The sequence below is a fragment of the Bradyrhizobium sp. CCH5-F6 genome, assembly GCF_001556045.1.
In the GTDB taxonomy this organism is placed as follows: Bacteria; Pseudomonadota; Alphaproteobacteria; order Rhizobiales; family Xanthobacteraceae; genus Bradyrhizobium.
The window spans coordinates 14,381-32,680 of record NZ_LSIC01000208.1 but is presented as its reverse complement, the minus strand read 5'-3'; the positions used below and the strand labels follow the sequence as shown (position 1 = coordinate 32,680).

At 64.1% G+C, this 18,300-nt stretch carries 16 protein-coding genes; 11 read left to right on the top strand and 5 right to left on the bottom strand.

Annotated elements, in window-relative coordinates:
• The first annotated feature begins 148 nt into the window (after positions 1-148).
• From xoxF5 to AX729_RS36780, 7 genes are all read left to right on the top strand, one after another.
• A complete protein-coding gene (xoxF5, locus tag AX729_RS36810) occupies positions 149-1,954 on the top strand; it encodes a lanthanide-dependent methanol dehydrogenase XoxF5 (protein ID WP_061029657.1) in 1,806 nt (601 codons plus the stop codon).
• 111 nt (positions 1,955-2,065) lie between these two features.
• A complete protein-coding gene (locus tag AX729_RS36805) occupies positions 2,066-2,554 on the top strand; it encodes a c-type cytochrome, methanol metabolism-related (RefSeq protein ID WP_061029655.1) in 489 nt (162 codons plus the stop codon).
• A 64-nt stretch (positions 2,555-2,618) separates the two neighbouring features.
• A complete protein-coding gene (locus tag AX729_RS36800) occupies positions 2,619-3,728 on the top strand; it encodes an S-(hydroxymethyl)glutathione dehydrogenase/class III alcohol dehydrogenase (protein ID WP_061029653.1) in 1,110 nt (369 codons plus the stop codon).
• A gap of 32 nt (positions 3,729-3,760) precedes the next feature.
• Entirely contained in the window at positions 3,761-4,324 is a 564-nt protein-coding gene (gene gfa, locus AX729_RS36795) for an S-(hydroxymethyl)glutathione synthase (protein WP_061029651.1), read from the top strand.
• Positions 4,325-4,953: 629 nt separating this feature from the next.
• Positions 4,954-5,406, top strand: a complete 453-nt coding sequence (locus AX729_RS36790) for a (2Fe-2S)-binding protein (protein ID WP_061029649.1) — start codon at positions 4,954-4,956, stop codon at positions 5,404-5,406.
• Between the two features lies 1 nt (position 5,407).
• Positions 5,408-7,720 (top strand): xanthine dehydrogenase family protein molybdopterin-binding subunit, encoded by a 2,313-nt coding sequence (locus AX729_RS36785; RefSeq protein ID WP_061029648.1) that lies wholly within the window; start codon positions 5,408-5,410, stop codon positions 7,718-7,720.
• A gap of 54 nt (positions 7,721-7,774) precedes the next feature.
• Positions 7,775-8,032 carry a hypothetical protein gene (locus AX729_RS36780; protein ID WP_061029646.1) on the top strand — a complete coding sequence of 86 codons (258 nt, stop codon included), beginning with the start codon at positions 7,775-7,777 and terminating at the stop codon, positions 8,030-8,032.
• A gap of 154 nt (positions 8,033-8,186) precedes the next feature.
• Here the strand turns inward: AX729_RS36780 and AX729_RS36775 are convergent, their stop codons facing one another.
• The 4 genes from AX729_RS36775 to AX729_RS36760 all read right to left on the bottom strand — a co-directional run bounded on the left by AX729_RS36775 (position 8,187) and on the right by AX729_RS36760 (position 12,375).
• A complete protein-coding gene (locus AX729_RS36775; RefSeq protein WP_156457410.1) occupies positions 8,187-9,911 on the bottom strand; it encodes a methanol/ethanol family PQQ-dependent dehydrogenase in 1,725 nt (574 codons plus the stop codon).
• Between the two features lie 125 nt (positions 9,912-10,036).
• Positions 10,037-10,690: a Rieske 2Fe-2S domain-containing protein gene (locus AX729_RS36770; RefSeq protein ID WP_061029642.1), complete on the bottom strand. Its 654-nt coding sequence runs from the start codon at positions 10,688-10,690 to the stop codon at positions 10,037-10,039.
• Positions 10,691-10,922: 232 nt separating this feature from the next.
• Entirely contained in the window at positions 10,923-11,387 is a 465-nt protein-coding gene (locus AX729_RS36765) for a group III truncated hemoglobin (RefSeq protein ID WP_061029674.1), read from the bottom strand.
• Positions 11,388-11,523: 136 nt separating this feature from the next.
• A complete protein-coding gene (locus AX729_RS36760) occupies positions 11,524-12,375 on the bottom strand; it encodes a 3-hydroxybutyryl-CoA dehydrogenase (RefSeq protein ID WP_061029640.1) in 852 nt (283 codons plus the stop codon).
• A gap of 316 nt (positions 12,376-12,691) precedes the next feature.
• On the opposite strand from AX729_RS36760, the gene AX729_RS36755 reads away from it, so the two are divergent.
• Positions 12,692-13,390: an ABC transporter permease gene (locus tag AX729_RS36755; protein ID WP_061029638.1), complete on the top strand. Its 699-nt coding sequence runs from the start codon at positions 12,692-12,694 to the stop codon at positions 13,388-13,390.
• On the opposite strand, the gene AX729_RS36750 is transcribed toward AX729_RS36755, so the two are convergent.
• A complete protein-coding gene (locus AX729_RS36750; protein ID WP_061029636.1) occupies positions 13,364-14,173 on the bottom strand; it encodes an ABC transporter substrate-binding protein in 810 nt (269 codons plus the stop codon). The two genes, AX729_RS36755 and AX729_RS36750, sit on opposite strands and share 27 nt — an antisense overlap.
• A 152-nt stretch (positions 14,174-14,325) precedes the next feature.
• Between AX729_RS36750 and AX729_RS36745 the strand changes: the two genes are divergently transcribed.
• The 3 genes from AX729_RS36745 (at position 14,326) to AX729_RS36735 (ending at position 18,296) form a co-directional block, all read left to right on the top strand.
• Entirely contained in the window at positions 14,326-14,613 is a 288-nt protein-coding gene (locus AX729_RS36745; RefSeq protein WP_061029634.1) for a hypothetical protein, read from the top strand.
• A 269-nt stretch (positions 14,614-14,882) separates the two neighbouring features.
• Entirely contained in the window at positions 14,883-16,013 is a 1,131-nt protein-coding gene (locus AX729_RS36740) for a hypothetical protein (RefSeq protein ID WP_061029633.1), read from the top strand.
• A 264-nt stretch (positions 16,014-16,277) separates the two neighbouring features.
• Positions 16,278-18,296, top strand: coding sequence for a putative bifunctional diguanylate cyclase/phosphodiesterase (locus tag AX729_RS36735; RefSeq protein WP_061029631.1), 2,019 nt, complete (start codon positions 16,278-16,280; stop codon positions 18,294-18,296).
• Positions 18,297-18,300: the final 4 nt, after the last annotated feature.

The window sequence follows — 18,300 nt, the reverse complement described above, 5'->3', positions numbered from 1 at the left end:
ACCCGTGGCTCTCATCAGGAGGAGGAAACAGCCCAGCATCGTTTCTGGTCCCAATCGTGACCGCCCTGCACGAGCAGACGCCGGACGAGAAGCCCGGCGGTTGAGCAATGCTTCGGAAACAATAAACGAGACCAACGGAGGAATGACTATGCGCAAGGTGCTACTGGCGACCTGTCTTGGTTCGGCGGCGGCTCTCGCCGTCGGCAGCGCTTCAGCCAATGACGAGCTGATCAAGATGTCGCAGAACCCAAAGGACTGGGTGATGCCGGCGGGCGACTACGCCAACACCCGCTATTCCAAGCTGAACCAGATCAACGCGCAAAACGTGGGCAAGCTCCAGGTCGCCTGGACCTTCTCGACCGGCGTGCTGCGCGGCCATGAAGGCGGGCCACTGATCATCGGCAACATGATGTACGTCCACACCCCGTTCCCGAACAAGGTCTACGCTATGGACCTTTCGCAGGAGAACAAGATCGTCTGGAAGTACGAGCCGAAGCAGGATCCCAACGTCATCCCCGTGATGTGCTGCGACACTGTCAATCGCGGCCTGGCTTACGGCGACGGCAAGATCATCCTGCATCAGGCCGATACCAACCTGGTCGCGCTCGACGCCAAGACCGGTCAGGTCGCGTGGTCGACCACCAACGGCAATCCGGCAAAGGGCGAGACCGGCACTTCGGCGGCCCTGGTCGTCAAGGACAAGGTCTTGGTCGGCATTTCCGGCGGCGAGTTCGGCGTGCAATGCCATGTCACCGCCTACGACCTCAAGTCCGGCAAGCAGGCCTGGCGCGCCTATTCCGTGGGCCCGGACGATCAGGTCAAGGTCGATCCCGTCAAGACGATGGCGCTCGGCAAGCCGGTCGGCCCGGACTCTTCGGTGAAGACCTGGCAGGGCGATCAGTGGAAGATCGGCGGCGGCTGCACCTGGGGCTGGATCTCCTACGATCCCGCTCTGAACCTCGTCTATTACGGGTCGGGCAATCCTTCGACCTGGAACCCGAAGCAGCGTCCCGGCGACAACAAGTGGTCGATGACGATCTTCGCGCGCGATGCCGACACCGGCATGGCGAAGTGGGTCTACCAGATGACGCCCCATGACGAATGGGACTATGACGGCGTCAACGAAATGATCCTCAGCGACCAGCAGATCAACGGTCAGAACCGTAAGCTGCTGACGCACTTCGACCGCAACGGTCTCGCCTACACCATGGACCGCGAGTCCGGCGAATTGCTGGTTGCCGAGAAGTATGACCCGAAGGTGAACTGGACCAGCGGCGTCGACATGGACAAGAACTCGCCGACCTACGGCCGTCCCAAGGTCGTCGCGCAATACTCGACCGAGCACGGCGGCGAGGACAAGAACACCAAGGGCATCTGCCCGGCCGCGCTCGGCACCAAGGACCAGCAGCCGGCGGCCTACTCGCCGGACACGCAGCTGTTCTACGTTCCGACCAACCACGTCTGCATGGACTACGAGCCGTTCAAGGTGAGCTACACCGCGGGCCAGCCGTACGTGGGCGCGACGCTCTCGATGTACCCGCCCCAGGGTGAAACCCACATGGGCAACTTCATCGCCTGGGACAACAAGACCGGCAAGATCGTCTGGTCGAACAAGGAGCAGTTCTCGGTCTGGTCGGGTGCGCTCGCAACGGCAGGCGGCGTGGTGTTCTACGGCACGCTCGAAGGCTACCTGAAGGCGGTCGACGCCAAGTCCGGCAAGGAGCTCTACAAGTTCAAGACTCCCTCCGGCATCATCGGCAACGTCACCACCTATGAGAACAACGGCAAGCAGTACGTTGCCGTGCTCTCCGGCGTCGGTGGCTGGGCCGGCATCGGGCTGGCGGCAGGTCTGACCGATCCGACCGCAGGTCTCGGCGCCGTCGGCGGCTACGCGGCCCTCAGCAATTACACGGCGCTCGGCGGTACGCTGACCGTGTTCTCGCTGCCGAACTAGGCCTCGCTCAGCATCGCTCCGGCGCGTGGATCACCCCCACGCGCCGGCTCGTCTCCACCGAACGCCTTCGAGGACAATCTCTTGCGTAAAATTTGCTCTGTCATTGCTGCGATGATCTTCGTTGCGTCCGGCGGGATTGCGGCCGCGGACGGTCCGGGAGACCCGGCCGCGGTGAAGAAGGAAGACGACGGAAAATGGCTCGATAAGGATGGAATTCCGACCTACAAGATTTCGGCGGACGGCACCGTCGACTGGTTCACCTATTCCGGATACCGCCGCTATCACTCCGACTGCCACGTCTGCCACGGTCCGGACGGCATGGGCTCCACCTACGCGCCGGCGCTGAAGGATTCCGTCAAGTCCATGAGCTATGGCGACTTCCTCGGCGTGGTCGCCTCCGGTCGGAAGAACATCTCGACGGCGCAGGAAAACGTCATGCCGGCCTTCGGCGACAATCCGAACGTGGCCTGCTACATGGACGATCTCTACGTCTATCTGCGTGCCCGCTCCACGGAAGCATGGGGCCGGCAACGTCCCTCCAAGAAGGAGGAGAAGACAGAGGCCTATACCAAGGCGGAAGACGCCTGCATGGGCAAGTAATGAACGCTGCGAGGACTGCCGAGACTACCTCTTGGCGTCCTACGAGAATTTGAGGAGTTTGACGATGAAGACACGTGCCGCCGTCGCTTTCGAGGCCAAGAAACCGCTCGAAATCGTCGAGGTCGATCTGGAAGGCCCGAAGACCGGCGAAGTCCTGGTCGAGATCAAGGCGACGGGCATCTGCCATACCGACGCCTACACGCTCGACGGCTTCGACAGCGAGGGGATTTTCCCGTCGATCCTGGGCCATGAGGGGGCGGGCATCATCCGCGAGATCGGGCCGGGCGTGACCTCGGTCAAGCCGGGCGATCACGTCATCCCGCTTTACACGCCGGAATGCCGGCAGTGCAAAAGCTGCCTCAGCCGGAAGACCAATCTCTGCACCGCGATCCGTGCGACGCAGGGCAAGGGCGTGATGCCCGACGGCACCAGCCGTTTCTCCTACAAGGGCAAGCCGATCTACCACTACATGGGTTGCTCGACCTTCTCGAACTTCACCGTGTTGCCGGAGATCGCGGTCGCCAAGATCCGCGAGGACGCACCGTTCGACAAGAGCTGCTACATCGGCTGCGGCGTCACGACCGGCGTCGGCGCAGTGGTCAACACCGCCAAGGTCGAACCCGGCGACAACGTGGTCGTGTTCGGTCTCGGCGGCATCGGCCTCAACGTGATCCAGGGCGCCAAGATGGCCGGCGCCGACAAGATCATCGGCGTCGACATCAACGATTCCAAGGAGGAGTGGGGCAAGCGGTTCGGCATGACCCACTTCGTCAACCCGAAGAAGGTCACCGGCGACATCGTTCAGCACCTCGTCGGCCTCACCGACGGCGGAGCCGACTACACCTTCGACTGCACCGGCAATACAACCGTGATGCGCCAGGCGCTGGAAGCCTGCCATCGCGGCTGGGGCACCTCGATCATCATCGGCGTCGCTGAAGCCGGCAAGGAAATCGCCACCCGTCCATTCCAGCTCGTCACCGGGCGCAACTGGCGCGGCACCGCCTTCGGCGGCGCGCGCGGCCGCACCGACGTGCCGAAGATCGTCGACTGGTACATGACCGGAAAGATCCAGATCGATCCGATGATCACCCACGTGCTCAAGCTCGAGGAGATCAACAAGGGCTTTGACCTCATGCACGAGGGCAAATCCATCCGTTCCGTCGTCGTGTTCTAGCTCGCAGCCATCACACCAAGGAGGATCGACCCATGACTGTTGCACTCCATCCATCGATCGACAAGGGCCTCAAGCAGGGCAGCGGCAGCTTCGCCGGCGGCACGCTCGTCTGCAAATGCAGCGACCACCCGGTGAAGGTCGGCATCAAGGGCGACGTCGCCCACAACCACGCCTGTGGCTGCACCAAGTGCTGGAAGCCGCAAGGCGCGACCTTCTCCGTCGTCGCCGTGGTGCCGCGGCAGAACGTCACCGTGCTGGAGAACGGCGACAAGCTCCAGATCGTCGATCCCTCCGCGGTGATCCAGCGCCATGCCTGCAAGGCCTGCGGCACGCACATGTACGGCCGCATCGAGAACAAGGGCCATCCGTTCTACGGCCTCGACTTCATCCACCCCGAATTGTTCCAGGAGCAGGGCTCGCAGGCGCCGCAATTCGCCGCCTTCGTCTCCTCGGTCATCGAATCCGGCGTGAAGCCGGAGCAGATGGCCGGTATCCGTTCGCGGCTGAAGGAGATCGGGCTCGAGCCCTATGACTGCCTGTCGCCGGCGCTGATGGACGCGATCGCAACCCATGTGGCGAAAGCCAAGGCCGCCTGAGAAAGCCTCTTGAGCGGGGCCGCCGAACCCTTCGCCGGCCCCCCTCTGCTCGCTGGCGCCTGCCGCGCCCACCAATCCGGGCCGGTCCCCCTCCTGGGACCAGCGCGGCGATGCCGCCTTTTCTGCGCCACACGTGAATGAGCGCCGTCAGTTCCTCAGTCCTGGTCTCTGAATGACTGCGCAGGACCGCCCGCTTCCGGCTTGAAGCTCGCGGTGCTTGCGTTTCTCCCTCCCTCGACTGAGGCATCCTGCTTCGTCCGCGCAGTCTTCCTGGCGGACGAAGCTTTTTTGCGTCGGGCGGTTGAACAGGCGCGCTGCGCGATGACCGCGCCCTGCTTTTGACAAACCATCGATGCAATCTTTTCCCGGTGAGAACACTCGGCTGTGAACGCCGGGACGGAGCGATCTCTGTTACGATTGCTGCGTCACGATGCCACGCGAATACAATCAATCAAGAACAAGACGGGAGGTATCGAGCACATCCAGACATCGCCATTGACATTTCTGCCCCCTCCGGGATTTGCCCGCGCGGGACAACGGCAGAGTGCGGCGAGACGATGCGTGAACCGTCGCCTACCGGCGTCGGCGAGCTTTGAATTTGGCATGCTTATGAAGAGCGAGGGACGATCATGATCAAGGTGAAGATCAACGGCCAGGAACAGAGCTGGGACGGCGACCCGGATCTCCCGCTACTCTGGTTCCTGCGTGACGAGGCCGGGCTGACCGGCACCAAATACGGCTGCGGCCAGGCCCTGTGCGGCGCCTGCACCGTCATCGTCGACAAGCAGGCCGTACGGGCTTGCGTCACGTCGGTGAACGACGTCGCCGGACGGGAGGTCACCACGATCGAGGGATTGCACCCCAACGGCGATCACCCGGTGCAGAAGGCCTGGCGCCAGGTCAACGTGCCCCAATGCGGCTTCTGCCAGGCCGGCCAGATCATGCAGGCCGCAGCCCTCTTGATCGAAAATCCCAAACCCTCGCACGACCAGATCCGCGAGGCGATGTCCGGCAACATCTGCCGCTGCGGTTGCTATCAGCGCATCGAAAACGCCGTCCATCTCGCATCGACGGGAGTGTGACATGAATTTCATCGACAGTCCCCGCAAGCTTCGCGGCTTCGAGAAGCATATCAGGGTCGAGAAGGTCTCGCGCCGCAGCATCCTGAAGGGGCTCGGCGTCACCGGCGGCTTCGTCCTCGCCGCCCCCGTGATGTCGCGGCAGGCGTTGGCCTATGAGACCGGCGCCGGCCAGATGCCCCACGGTGTCGTGGTCGATCCACGCGTGTTCGTTTCGGTCGCCCCGGACGGCATCGTCACCATCGTCGGGCACCGTTCGGAAATGGGCACCGGCGTGCGCACCAGCCTGCCGCTGATCGTGGCCGAGGAGATGGAAGCCGACTGGAACAGGGTCAAGGTGCAGCAAGCCCATGGCGACGAGGTCAAGTTCGGCAACCAGGACACTGACGGCTCGCGCAGCACACGGCACTATTTGATGCCGATGCGCCAGATCGGCGCCTCCGCCCGCACCATGCTGGAGCAGGCCGCGGCGAAGCGCTGGGGCGTGCCGGCGACCGAGGTCAAGGCGGTCAATCATGAGGTCGTCCACAGCGCCAGCGGCCGCAAGCTCGGCTTCGGCGAACTCGCAGCGGATGCCGCCAAGGAATCGGTGCCTGCTATCGAAGGCCTCAAGCTGAAGAATCCCAAGGATTTCCGCTACCTCGGCAAGGGCCAGATCGGCATGGTCGATCTGCACGATATCACGACCGGCAAGGCGCGTTACGGCGCGGACGTCCGCTTGCCCAATATGAAATATGCCGTGATCGCGCGGCCGCCGGTGACGGGCGGCAAGCTGGTCTCGTTCGATCCGGAGGCGGCGCTGAAGGTCCCCGGCGTCGAGAAGGTGATGCAGGTGCGCGGCTGGCCGTGGCCATCGAAGTTCCAGCCTCTCGGCGGCGTCGCCGTGATCGCGCGCAACACCGGCGCGGCGATCAAGGGCCGCGATGCGCTGAAGCTGGTGTGGGACGACGGCCCCAACGCCAAATACGACTCGGTTGCCTATCGCAAGGAGCTCGAGGAGGCCTCACGCAAGCCGGGCCTCGTGCTGCGCAAGGAGGGCGATGCGGACGGTGCGTTGAAGAGCGCCGACAAGGTCATCGTCGGCGAGTACTACCTCCCGCATCTCGCCCATGTCGCCATGGAGCCGCCGGTCGCGGTCGCCGACGTCAAGGGCGACAAGGCGGATATCTGGGCGCCAGTGCAGAGCCCCGGCGGCACCCGCGAGGATGTCGCCAAGACGCTCGGCATCCCCGAAGGCAACGTCACCGTCAACGTCACGCTGCTGGGCGGCGGGTTCGGACGCAAGTCGAAATGCGACTTCGCGCTCGAAGCCGCCTTGCTGTCGAAGGAGCTCGGCGCGCCGGTGAAGGTGCAGTGGACGCGGGAAGACGACATTCACAATGGCTTCCTGCACACCGTCTCGGTCGAGCGGATCGAGGCCGGCCTCGACAAGAGCGGCAAAGTGATCGCCTGGCGCCACCGCAGCGTGGCTCCCAGCATCGCCTCGACCTTTGCCGCCGGCGCCGTGCATCAGGCCCCGTTCGAGATCGGCATGGGCCTCGTCGACCTGCCGTTCGAGATCGCCAACATCTCCTGCGAGAATCCGGAAGCGGCCGCTCACACCCGCATCGGCTGGTTCCGCTCGGTCTCGAACATCCCACGGGCGTTCGCGGTGCAATCGATGGTCGGCGAGATCGCGCAGGCGACCGGCCGGGACCAGAAAGACATGCTGCTCGAGCTGATCGGCTCGCCCCGCATCGTCAAGCCGAACGTGAAGGATCTCTGGAACTATGGCGAGCCCCAAGACAGCTACCCGATCGATACCGCGCGCCTGCGCAAGGTGGTCGAGCTGGTTGCGGAGAAAGGCGAGTGGGGTCGCAAGGTACCGAAGGGCCACGGTCTCGGCATCGCCGTGCACCGCAGCTTCGTCAGTTACATCGCGACCATCGTCGAGGTCGCCGTCGACGACAAGGGCAAGCTGACGGTGCCGCGGGTCGACACCGCGATCGATTGCGGCACCTACGTCAACCCCGAGCGCATCGCCTCGCAGATCGAGGGCGCGGCGATCATGGGCCTCAGTCTCGCCAAATACGGCGAGATCACCTTCAAGGACGGCAAGGTGCAGCAGAAGAATTTTGACGACTTCCGGGTCGTCACGATCGACGAATCTCCTGCGGTGACCAACGTCTACATCGTGCCGCCGGGGCCCGACACGCCGCCAAGCGGCGTCGGCGAACCCGGTGTTCCCCCGTTCGCGCCGGCCCTGATGAACGCGATCTTCGCTGCGACGGGAAAGCGCATACGCTCACTTCCGATCGGCAAGCAATTGGAGGCGTGAGACGGAACACAAGCGGCCTCGCGCCGTTCTCATCGATCTGAAAGGAGCAGATCGATGACCAACATCTCAAGGGCGCTCGCAGTCTTGCTGTCGGGCGCCTTTCTTTTGACCACCACCGGAGTGTTCGCGCAGAGCAGCACGACTCCGCCGGCAACCGCGACACGCCCCACCACGCCGGACCAGACTTCGCTTCCCAACGCCAATGCCCCACCCGCTTCGACCACGCAGACGACGGGACAGCACAACCAGGATCCCAAGATTCGTGAGATGAACCAGAAGGAAAAGGACAAGGTCGAGCGCGTCGGCAAGTAGCGGTTTGACGACTGCGCATCGCCAGCTACTGCCACAAGGGGAAAAGGGGACGTTCTCGGCCCGCCACCACACAAGCGAGAATGCGGCGGACGTTGCCGTCCGCCGCATTCACCACCCCCCTTGCTGCTCCGCTACTTTCGATCCGCCCGCGGAGCTATTTCTTCAGCGCGAACACCCAGACGACGCCGCCTTGGGGCACATTGGCTTCGATGCCGATATTGTTGGTCACCAGCGCATCCTGGATGCGCTGCGCGTCCACGCCCCAGCCCGACTGGATCGCGATGTACTGCGTGCCGTCGATCTCGTAGGACACCGGCATGCCGACGATGCCGGAATTGGTCTTCTGCTCCCACAGGAGTTCGCCAGTCTTGGCGTGGAAGGCTCGGAAGTTGCGGTCGTTGGTGCCGCCGACGAAGACGAGATCGCCCGCCGTCGCCGTGACCGATCCGAACAGTTGCGACTTGGGGAAGTTGTGCTGCCACACCTTCTTGCCCGTGGAGGGATCCCAGGCCTGGAGCTCGCCGAAATGATCCGCGCCCGGCCTCGTCTTCAGGCCGATGTCTTCCGGCTTGGTGCCGAGCCATAGCTCGCCCGGCTTGAGCGGTACCTTCTCGCCGGTGAATCCGCCGCAGAAATTCTCGTTGGCAGGCACGTAGACGAGGCCGGTCCTCTGGCTATAGGCGGCCGACGGCCAATCCTTGCCGCCCCACAGCGACGGACAGAACTCGACGCGCTTGCCGATCACCGGCTTGTGCGCTGGGTCCACGATCGGCTTGCCGGTCTCGTCGATGCCCTTCCAGACGTCGGTATAGACGAACGGCCAACCGGCGACATAGTTGATCTTGGTCGGCGTCCGCTCCAGCACCCAGAAGATCGCGTCGCGTCCCGGATGGACCAGGCTCTTGATGGTGCGGCCGTTGCGTTGCAGATCGATCAGCATCGGCGCCTCGACCTCGTCCCAATCCCAGGAATCGTTCTGGTGGTACTGGAAATAGGTCTTGATCTTGCCGGTGTCGGGATCGAGCGCGAGCACCGATGCGGTGTAGAGGTTGTCGCCGGGATGGGTTTCGCCGGGCCATGGCGCCGCGTTGCCGATGCCCCAATAGATCGTCCTGGTCTCCTTGTCGTAATTGCCCGTCATCCAGGCCGAACCACCGCCGTTCTTCCAGTCGTCGCCCTGCCAGGTGTCGTGACCGGGCTCGCCTTCGCCGGGGATGGTGTAGGTCCGCCACAGCTCCTTGCCGTCCTTGGCATCATAGGCCACGACATAGCCGCGTACGCCGAACTCGCCGCCGGACCCGCCGACGATGACCTTGCCGTCGACGATCAACGGCATCAGCGTCAAGTACTGGCCCTTCCTGTAGTCCTGCACCTTGGTATCCCAAACCACTTTGCCGGTCTTGGCATCGAGCGCGACCACGTGGTCGTCCGTGGTGGCGAGGTAGAGCTTGTCCTCCCACAGGCCGACGCCCCGGTTGGTCGGATGCAGCTGAAATAGATCGTCAGGGAGCTGCCGCTTGTAGCGCCAGTATTCGTCGCCGGTCTTCGCGTTCAGAGCGATCACCTGACCCATTGGGGTCGTCACGAACATCGCGCCATTGTTGACGATCGGCGGCGCCTGATGGCCTTCGACCACGCCGGTGGCAAAGGTCCAGACCGGCGTGAGGTTCTTCACGTTCGAGGTGTTGATCTGGTCGAGCGGACTGTAGCCGTGCCCGTCATAGGTACGCCGGTAGAGCATCCAGTTGTTCGGCTCCGGATTCTCCAATCGCTGTGCGGTGACCGGAGAATAATTCTCGATCGGGCCGGACACGGCGGCAGTGGATGCAAGACACGTGAAGGCGACGAAGCCGGACAGTAACCATTGCTTCCTGGTCATGGACGTTTTCATGGACGTTCCCCTTTTTCATCCGTTTTGAATTCTTGTTGTGAATTCTTGTCGTCCCTCGTCCGCCGTTGGCGGATGCGGCCTTTCGTGACGCGGGCCCGGCCCGCAACCGTCCATCATCCTGGCTGCGCGCCACCTACCTTTCCCATGAAATTGCCGGCGACGCTGAGCGAACCGTCAGCCAGCGCCAGCGGCAGCGCGGCGAGCCGTCGCGGCGCCGGTCCGAACACGACTTGTGCGCCGGCGCGCGGATCGAATTCGGAGTTGTGGCACATGCATTTGAACACCTCCTTGTCGCCGACATCGCTCTTCACCCAGGCGGTGACGGGGCAGCCCGCATGCGAGCAGATCGCGGAATAGGCGACGATGCCGTCGACGGCGCGCGCGCGGGTCTTCTCGTCGAGGTCGGCGGGATCGAGCTTGATGATCAGGATCTCGTTGAGCCGCGAGGCGCTGCGCACCACCGATGTGTTGGGATCCTTCGGCCAGGCATGGAGCGGCGGACCGCCGGCCTTCAGATCGGCCGCGGTGATGATTTTCCCCTCCTGCTCGCCTTCGGAGAAGACGAGCAGATCGCCCTTCTGCGGCCGTTCGTCGGAGCCGGGCGGATCCTCGCCTGCACGCGCCGGCACGGAGCAGCCGAGACAAGCGGTGGTCGCAAGCGCGCCGAGCAGCAGCGTCCGCCGCGTATGCTCCATGCCCGCGTCATCTTCGAGTTCCGCAGCACTCTCGGCGGACGTGGAATTGGTGTTGAACGATGCGCTCGACATGCAACCAGCAGGCGCTGCGACTCTGCCGAAAAAAAGGCGAAGAGTTGGCGCCGCAGCGCATCAATATGGCTTTGCTCGCTTTGATTGTACGATCATCGAAGCCATCCAAGGCGTTTTCGCACTTTCAACGTCGCACCGCGCGATCTGCATGAAGTTTTTGCAGATCAGACCGATGATGTTGGAATTGCTGCAGCGCGCTCGCTCGTTGCGGGCAAAGGCGGAGCGGCTCGCTTCAGGAGCGGAGCACGTGACGCGGCGATGCGATACGACCCGCGACAGTTGCCGAAGCCATTTCAAAACTGTCGGCGATACGACGCGCCTTGTCGATGAACAGCGCAGCCGCCGAAGGCGAACAGACCTCGCGCGCGGTCTGTTCGAACAAATCGAGCCAGCGGTCGAAATGATCTCCAACAAGGTTCAGCGGCAGATGCGCCCGCATCGGCGAGCCGTGATAGCGGCCGCTCATCAGCACCACCGACGACCAGAAATCCCTGAGCTTGGCGAGATGCTCGTCCCAGTTCTGGACGACCGCAAAGACAGGACCGAGCAGTGCGTCCTCGCGCACGCGCCCGTAGAAGCGGGTGACGAGCTCCCCGATCATCTCCTCGGTGATCCCGGTGCGCTCGATCGCATCCTGGGTCAGCAGGTTCCGCCGCGCAGCCGCGGCCTCGCGCTCGGCCTTCAGTCGATCCGACATATCCTTGCTATCCGTTCCATGGTTCCCGCAGGCCGCCCGTTCGACATTGTCGGGCCAATCGCGCACGACGTCTTTGTCGCAGCGCAAATCGCGGGATCGGACGGCGGGCTCTGAGTGCCCGCCGCCGACGCCTTCATCAGGCGCTATAGGTGTAGAAGCCCTGCCCGGTCTTGCGGCCGAGATGGCCGGCATCGACCATCTCCTTCAGCAGCGGGGCTGGCCGGTATTTAGGATCGTTGAAGCCCTTGTAAAAGACCTCCATCACCGAAAGCATGGTGTCGAGCCCGACGAGATCGGCCAGCGCCAGCGGCCCGATCGGGTGGTTGCAGCCGAGCTTCATGCCGGCGTCGATCTCTTCCGCGGTTGCGATCCCTTCCTGGAGCGCGAAGATCGCCTCGTTGATCATCGGACACAGGATGCGGTTGACGGCGAAGCCCGGGCTGTTCTTGGCCGTGATCGCCACCTTGCCGACGCGCTTGGCGAAATCCAGCGCCTTGGCGTGGGTGTCGTCGGAGGTCTGCAGGCCGCGGATCAGCTCCAGCAGCGCCATCACCGGCACCGGATTGAAGAAGTGCATGCCGATGAAGCGGTCGGGACGATCGGTCGCCGCAGCGAGCTTGGTGATCGAGATCGACGACGTGTTGGTCGCGACCAGCGTGCGCGGCGACAGCGTCGCGCAGAGGTCCTTCAGGATCTTGACCTTGAGCTCCTCGTTCTCGGTCGCGGCCTCGATGACCAGATCGCAATCGGACAGCTTCGACCGGTCGGTGGTGCCGGTGATGCGCTTGAGCGCCGCCTCGCGATCGGCCGCCGACATCTTCTCCTTCTTGACCAGGCGCTCGAGGCTGCCGCCGACGGTCGAAAGGCCGCGGTTCACCGCCGCATCGGAAATGTCGACCATCACGACCGAAAGTCCGGCCGCGGCGCAGACCTGCGCGATGCCGTTCCCCATGGTCCCTGCCCCGATGATGCCAACCGTCTGGATCATTGCCTCATATCCTTCTCATCCTGCGGCCGGTGCCAGCATGGCCCGGCGCCATTGTTTCCGCATCAGGTCTAGCACCGCCGCAAGGCGGCTGCGACCCGATCCTGCCCCTCCCTTAAAGCATCCATGGACGGAATAAAGCGGCCCGACAGGCTTCAAACGCCGTCTTCGGGCGCGCGGACGGCGATTTGTGACCTCGGTGCCCTCCCGCGGCAGCCCAGTCCCGGCTTCCGCCCCCTGGCGGGTCTTGATTATGGCAGCCGCAGCGGCGAGAACGCACGTCGCGGGAGCCCCGCGGAACGGAGTTGCCTGAGGCCGGATGAACGACTTTGCACGATCCATCGGCTCCGCCCTCACTCTGATCGCCGAGGCCGACGCCGAGCTGCTCGGCATCGTCGCGTTGTCGGTGCAAGTCAGCCTGACCGCCAGCATCGTCGCGCTCCTGATCGGCGCACCGTTCGGAGCCCTGCTTGCGATCACCCGTTTCCGGGGGCGTCAACTCATCATCATCCTCACCAATGCGCTGCTCGGCCTTCCGCCGGTCGTGGTGGGGCTCGCGCTCTATCTCCTGCTGTCGCGGTCCGGGCCGCTCGGGGCTGCGGGCCTGCTGTTCACCCCGGCGGCGATGGTGATCGCGCAGACGCTGCTGGCGACGCCGATCGTGGTTGCGCTGGTGCACCGGCCGGCGAGCCTGCTCTGGGCGGAGTATGGCGACCTGGCGCGGATCGACGGGCTATCGACATTGCGCAGCATCGGCCTGCTGTTCGCGCTCGGGCGGACTTCGCTGCTGACGGCCTTTCTCGCGGCGTTCGGGCGCGCCATTGCGGAAGTCGGCGCCATCATCGTCGTCGGCGGCAACATCCGCGGCTTCACCCGCACGATGACGACGGCGATCGCACTGGAGACCAGCAAAGGCGACCTGCCGCTGGCGCTCGGACTCGGACTGATCCTGCTCGCGCTCAGCGTGGCGGTGTCGACCGTCGCCTTCGTGCTAGTTGGACGCGTTGGGGAAAAATAGCTGCTCGCCGCCAACCTTGTACCCGGCTATCGCTTCCTGCCCCTTCGGCGAAACCAGCCAGTCGATGAAGGCCTGCCCGTCCTTCGCTTTCACGTTCGTATGCTTGGCCGGATTCACCAGCATGACGCCGTACTGGTTGAAGAGCCGCTTGTCACCCTCGGTCAGGATGGCGAGTTCGCCACGGTTCTTGAACGATAGCCAGGTGCCGCGGTCCGACAGGACATAGGCGTTCGACGAAGAGGCCATGTTCAGCGCCGGGCCCATGCCCTGACCGATCTCGCGGTACCAGTTGTCCTTGCCGGCGCTGAGGTCAACGCCCGCCTCTTTCCATAGCCTCAGCTCGGCCGCATGCGTACCGGACTTGTCGCCGCGCGAGACGAACGGGGCCTTGGCCGCCGCGATCTTGCGCAGCGCCTCGACCACATCCTTGCTGCCTGATATCCGCGCTGGATCGCTTCTGGGCCCGATGATGACGAAGTCGTTGTACATGACGTCGAAGCGCTTCACGCCCTGCCCTTCGGACATGAACTTGTCCTCGGCCGGCCTGTCATGGACGAACACCACGTCGGCATCCCCGCGCCGTCCGATATCCAGCGCCTGGCCGGTGCCGACGGCAACGACCTTCACGCTGATACCCTCCGCCTTCGCGAACAGAGGCAGCAAATGACCGAACAGCCCCGACTGCTCCGTCGAGGTGGTCGAGGCCACGGTGATGGTGCGATCCTGTGCGAACGCGATGGTGGACCAGAGCAGAGCCGCTCCGATCGTGGCAAGCTTCCTCATGCGCCGTCTCCGACCAGACAATGACGGTCCTGAATAGCCGCTGGCGATCACGACGGGAACCCCAATCTCGGCTGCAATGAGAGTTGATGCGACAGGCAGGAACGGCGCCGGCACAGGCTGGTTGTCCGGACATGTAAATCAAGGAGAATCCGATGAAGAAGATCATCCTGGCATCCGCATGCATCGTGGCGATGGCGACAGGTGGCGCCTTCGCGCAGACACAACCCGCCCCCGGCTCCTCCGGTCAGGGCGACGTCGGTCCCTCGTCGCGCGGCCCGGCAACCAAGGGAATGACGACCGGACGTACGTCGAACATGCAGAACGAGGCCAGCGACAGCAAGGGCGCGCAATCGCCATCTGCCGGCGGTAGCAACACCAACAACATGGGCAGCCAGGCCGGCGGCGGGGCGGGCTCCGGCGGCGCTGGCTCTGGCAAATGAGCTGACGATCAAAGATCCCGAGAGGGGACAGTTGTCCCCTCTCACTCCGTGCGTTCGATGGAGGAATCGCGAACTGCAATTCGCAAGGCGGGATGAAATTCACCCGTGGACTGGACGCGCGGATATCGCGTGGATGTTCTGCAATTGGTCCTGCCTACATTGACACAAGTGTGACGGCCGGGGCAGGTTTTCTCATTGCTGGCGAATCAGCGATTGCCTCACGCCGAGTACCTCTTGGACAACTCCCAGTGCTTTCGAGACTGATATCGTTGCTGCGCCGCATCCCTGCGGTGAACTGGGCGTTTACCCGGCTTCGGCCCGTGCCGCACGGCGGCAGCACCGACGTCGCCCCGATCGCCGCAGATGCTTCGCCCGCTATCATCGAAGACGTCGCCGCCACCGCTCAAGCTCCAATCGCGGAGATCAGCGCCGCCCCGGTGCGCGACGACGCTGACCTCACCACCCAGGCTCCAGTCGCGGAGAACGATACGGCTGTGGTTGTCTTTGCGGAGAATCCGTCCGACGATATCTGTATCGCCGACGACTCATCTCCGAAGAGAGTGACTGAAATCGAGGCGCCCGCGACGCCGCCAGTCGCCGAGGCGGTGTTGGCTTCACCGACCGACGCGCAGAACGAGCCGGTTGCAGATGCTGATCTCGCCATCATGGGCGACGCATCGCCCGCCGAGATCGATTCCGTGGTCGCAGAAGAGGATGTGGTTTTATCATCTGACGTCGCGACCGCTTCGACTGACGTCCCGGATGCCGTTATCGATGCGGCCCCCTCGCCCAACGTTTCCGCCGAGGTCGAAACGGTCACCGTCGAAGCGATCCCGGTCCTCCTCGGCGATGCCAGTAGCGTCGCACCTGACGTTTCCGAAGCCAGAGCCGACAGCGGCCCGGCGCTCGCCGTCGAGGTTGCGCCGGCCCCTGCAAGCGATGCTCCTGTCGTCACGGCCGTTGCGACAGCGGCCATCGAAGCTGCCAGGGTTGTCATCGAGATCGAACCGGCTCCGGCGATCGAGCCCCCTGCTCCAGAAATCCGCAGCGCACCGAAGGCCCAGGCGAGAGCCGCGGAGCCGGCCGATCGCACCGCGCTGATCCGGCAGCGCTGGGCGGAGACAGGAATCCGTATGTGGAATCCGCGGCTTCACGGCACCGGCGAGGCCGCGCTGAACATCCAGGGAAGCGTCGGGCTGCTGCCGCCGGCGCCCGGCGAGACAATGCCGCGCTACGACAAGCTGGAATTCAAGATGCTCGGCGGACAGATCATCTGTGAGGGCGTCATCGTCGAGGCGCCCCCGCAGGCGAACCAGCGCAGCTTTACCCGGCTCGTCGAACCGCGGAACATCGAACGGGTCCGCGAACCGACGCGGGAGCGGCAGGCCGCTCTCGCCTGATCTTGCGGCGGCCACCGAGAGGTGGACCGAACGTACCGGCTGACGCCATGGTTAGCAGACCGTAGCGGCGCTGGCTTGTGCCCGAGGCGTACGCCCCTGCCGCCGGATATCCTTAACGAGACCTCACCAATCCATGCGGCCTGACAATCCTAAGGTTGCGCACAACCTGTGCCGGCCTGCCCCGCGAGGTCCGATCTAACGCGCCCTTTACCCGCGCCATGCAAGATCGCCGACGTTTTCAGGACATCCGGGGCCCGTATTTCAATGCCTGTTGCCGATTTGAAGTCTCATCTCGACGCCGCAATGCGGTTGTTTCGCGTTCCGGCCGACAACCCGGACCTGACACGCGCGCAGTTCGACGCCTTCTCCAAGCAGATCCCGCTGCTCTACTTCATCCTCATGACCAACACGATCGCGGTCGCCTACACCTATGTGAACTTGGCGCCGGACTGGCTGACGATGATCGTGCCGAGCGTGCTGACCGTGCTCGCAGGCTTGCGAACCTTCTGGTGGCTGCGCCAGCGTCGCCTCGTGCGCAGCGATGCCGACATCCTGCGCAACCTGCGCGCCACCAACTGGCTGACTCTGCCGATCGGCGCCGGCTTCACCGCCTGGTCCTTCGCGCTCTACCCCTACGGCGATCCCTTTGCCAAGAGCCAAGTCGCCTTCTACATGGCGGTCACGGTGATCGGCTGCATCTTCTCGCTGATGCATCTTCGCTCGGCGGCGTTGATCGTGACGCTGATCGTCGACGTGCCCTATGTGCTGTTCTTCTTCGCCACGGGCGAACCGACGCTGAAGGCGATCGCCGTCAACAACCTCCTGGTTTCCGGCGCGATGGTGACGGTGTTGTTCATCTACTACCGCGACTTCGCAGATCTCGTCGCCAGCCGCAAGTCGCTGCTCGCCCAGCAGGCGGCGACGCAGGCGCTCTCGGACGAGAACTTCCGCCTCGCCAATCTCGATTCCCTCACCGAACTACCGAACCGCCGCCGCTTCTTCGCCGAGCTGTCAAACGCCTTCGCCGACGCCGAGCGCAGAGGCGTTCGCGTCGCGGTCGGCATCATCGATCTCGACGGCTTCAAGCCGATCAACGACAATTACGGCCATTCCGTCGGCGACCGCGTCCTGATCGAGGCGGGCCGGCGCATCCGCGAAGTCTGCGAAGGCTTTGGCCCGCAACGGGTGGAGCTTGCCCGGCTCGGCGGCGACGAGTTCGGCCTCGTCGTGTGCGGCGATCCCGACGGTGCGGATCTGATGCGCCTCGGCGAGCGCATCGGCAGCCAGGTCAGGTTGCCTTACCAGCTCGACACCGCCCATACCGGGCTGTCCTGCTCGATCGGCTTCGCGTTGTTCCCGGACTCCGCGACGACATGGGAAGCGCTGTACGAGTGTGCCGACTATTCGCTCTATCACGCCAAGCGCCATCTGCGCGGCCGTACCGTGATCTTCTCGAGCGAGCTCGAGGCCGAGATCCGCAGTCGCGGCGTCATCGAGAACTTGCTCCGCACCGCCGATTTCAGCACCGAGATGGATCTCGTGTTCCAGCCGATCGTCGATGCCATGAGCGAGCACACCGCCGGTTTCGAGGTCCTGACGCGCTGGCGCAGCGCCCGTCTCGGCCTGGTTTCTCCGGCCGATTTCATTCCGGCCGCCGAACGCATCGGCCTGATCCGGCCACTGACGCAAGCGCTGCTGGTCCGCGCGCTCGCGACCGCCAGGACCTGGCCCGATCACATCCGGCTATCGTTCAATCTCTCCGCCCACGACGTCTGCGCGGCCGAAGGCATCCTGCCGCTGATCTCCATCATCGAGAAGAGCGGGCTGCCGCCGCACCGGATCGACTTCGAGATCACCGAGACGGCCGTCACCTTCGACTTCGTGCGCGCGCAGCAATCGATCGCGACGTTGAAGGCGATGGGTTGCGGCATTTCGCTCGATGATTTCGGCACCGGCTATTCGTCGCTGAGCCACGTGCACCGGCTGCCGCTCGACAAGATCAAGGTCGACCGCAGCTTCGTTTCCGACATCAACGAAAATCCCGTCAGCCACAAGATCATCAAATCGCTCACGGGCCTGTGCGACGACATGGAGATCGCCTGCGTCGTGGAGGGCGTCGAGACCCGCGCCCAGCTCGACAGCTTGCGCCGCCTGGGATGCGACTTCATCCAGGGCTATTACTTCGCCAGACCCATGCCGGGCGACGCGATCAGCGACTATCTCGCGAAGGAACGACTTCGCCTCGACGGCAGCGGAATGCCTGCGGCCAAGGTCGTCGCCTGAGGCG

Bases quoted from the DNA above. Each gene is read 5' to 3' on its own strand.
- xoxF5 (WP_061029657.1), top strand. From the start codon at position 149: ATGCGCAAGGTGCTACTGGCGACCTGTCTTGGTTCGGCGGCGGCTCTC.
- AX729_RS36805 (WP_061029655.1), top strand. From the start codon at position 2,066: ATGATCTTCGTTGCGTCCGGCGGGATTGCGGCCGCGGACGGTCCGGGA.
- AX729_RS36800 (WP_061029653.1), top strand. From the start codon at position 2,619: ATGAAGACACGTGCCGCCGTCGCTTTCGAGGCCAAGAAACCGCTCGAA.
- gfa (WP_061029651.1), top strand. From the start codon at position 3,761: ATGACTGTTGCACTCCATCCATCGATCGACAAGGGCCTCAAGCAGGGC.
- AX729_RS36790 (WP_061029649.1), top strand. From the start codon at position 4,954: ATGATCAAGGTGAAGATCAACGGCCAGGAACAGAGCTGGGACGGCGAC.
- AX729_RS36785 (WP_061029648.1), top strand. From the start codon at position 5,408: ATGAATTTCATCGACAGTCCCCGCAAGCTTCGCGGCTTCGAGAAGCAT.
- AX729_RS36780 (WP_061029646.1), top strand. From the start codon at position 7,775: ATGACCAACATCTCAAGGGCGCTCGCAGTCTTGCTGTCGGGCGCCTTT.
- AX729_RS36775 (WP_156457410.1), bottom strand. From the start codon at position 9,911: ATGACCAGGAAGCAATGGTTACTGTCCGGCTTCGTCGCCTTCACGTGT.
- AX729_RS36770 (WP_061029642.1), bottom strand. From the start codon at position 10,690: ATGTCGAGCGCATCGTTCAACACCAATTCCACGTCCGCCGAGAGTGCT.
- AX729_RS36765 (WP_061029674.1), bottom strand. From the start codon at position 11,387: ATGTCGGATCGACTGAAGGCCGAGCGCGAGGCCGCGGCTGCGCGGCGG.
- AX729_RS36760 (WP_061029640.1), bottom strand. From the start codon at position 12,375: ATGATCCAGACGGTTGGCATCATCGGGGCAGGGACCATGGGGAACGGC.
- AX729_RS36755 (WP_061029638.1), top strand. From the start codon at position 12,692: ATGAACGACTTTGCACGATCCATCGGCTCCGCCCTCACTCTGATCGCC.
- AX729_RS36750 (WP_061029636.1), bottom strand. From the start codon at position 14,173: ATGAGGAAGCTTGCCACGATCGGAGCGGCTCTGCTCTGGTCCACCATC.
- AX729_RS36745 (WP_061029634.1), top strand. From the start codon at position 14,326: ATGAAGAAGATCATCCTGGCATCCGCATGCATCGTGGCGATGGCGACA.
- AX729_RS36735 (WP_061029631.1), top strand. From the start codon at position 16,278: ATGCCTGTTGCCGATTTGAAGTCTCATCTCGACGCCGCAATGCGGTTG.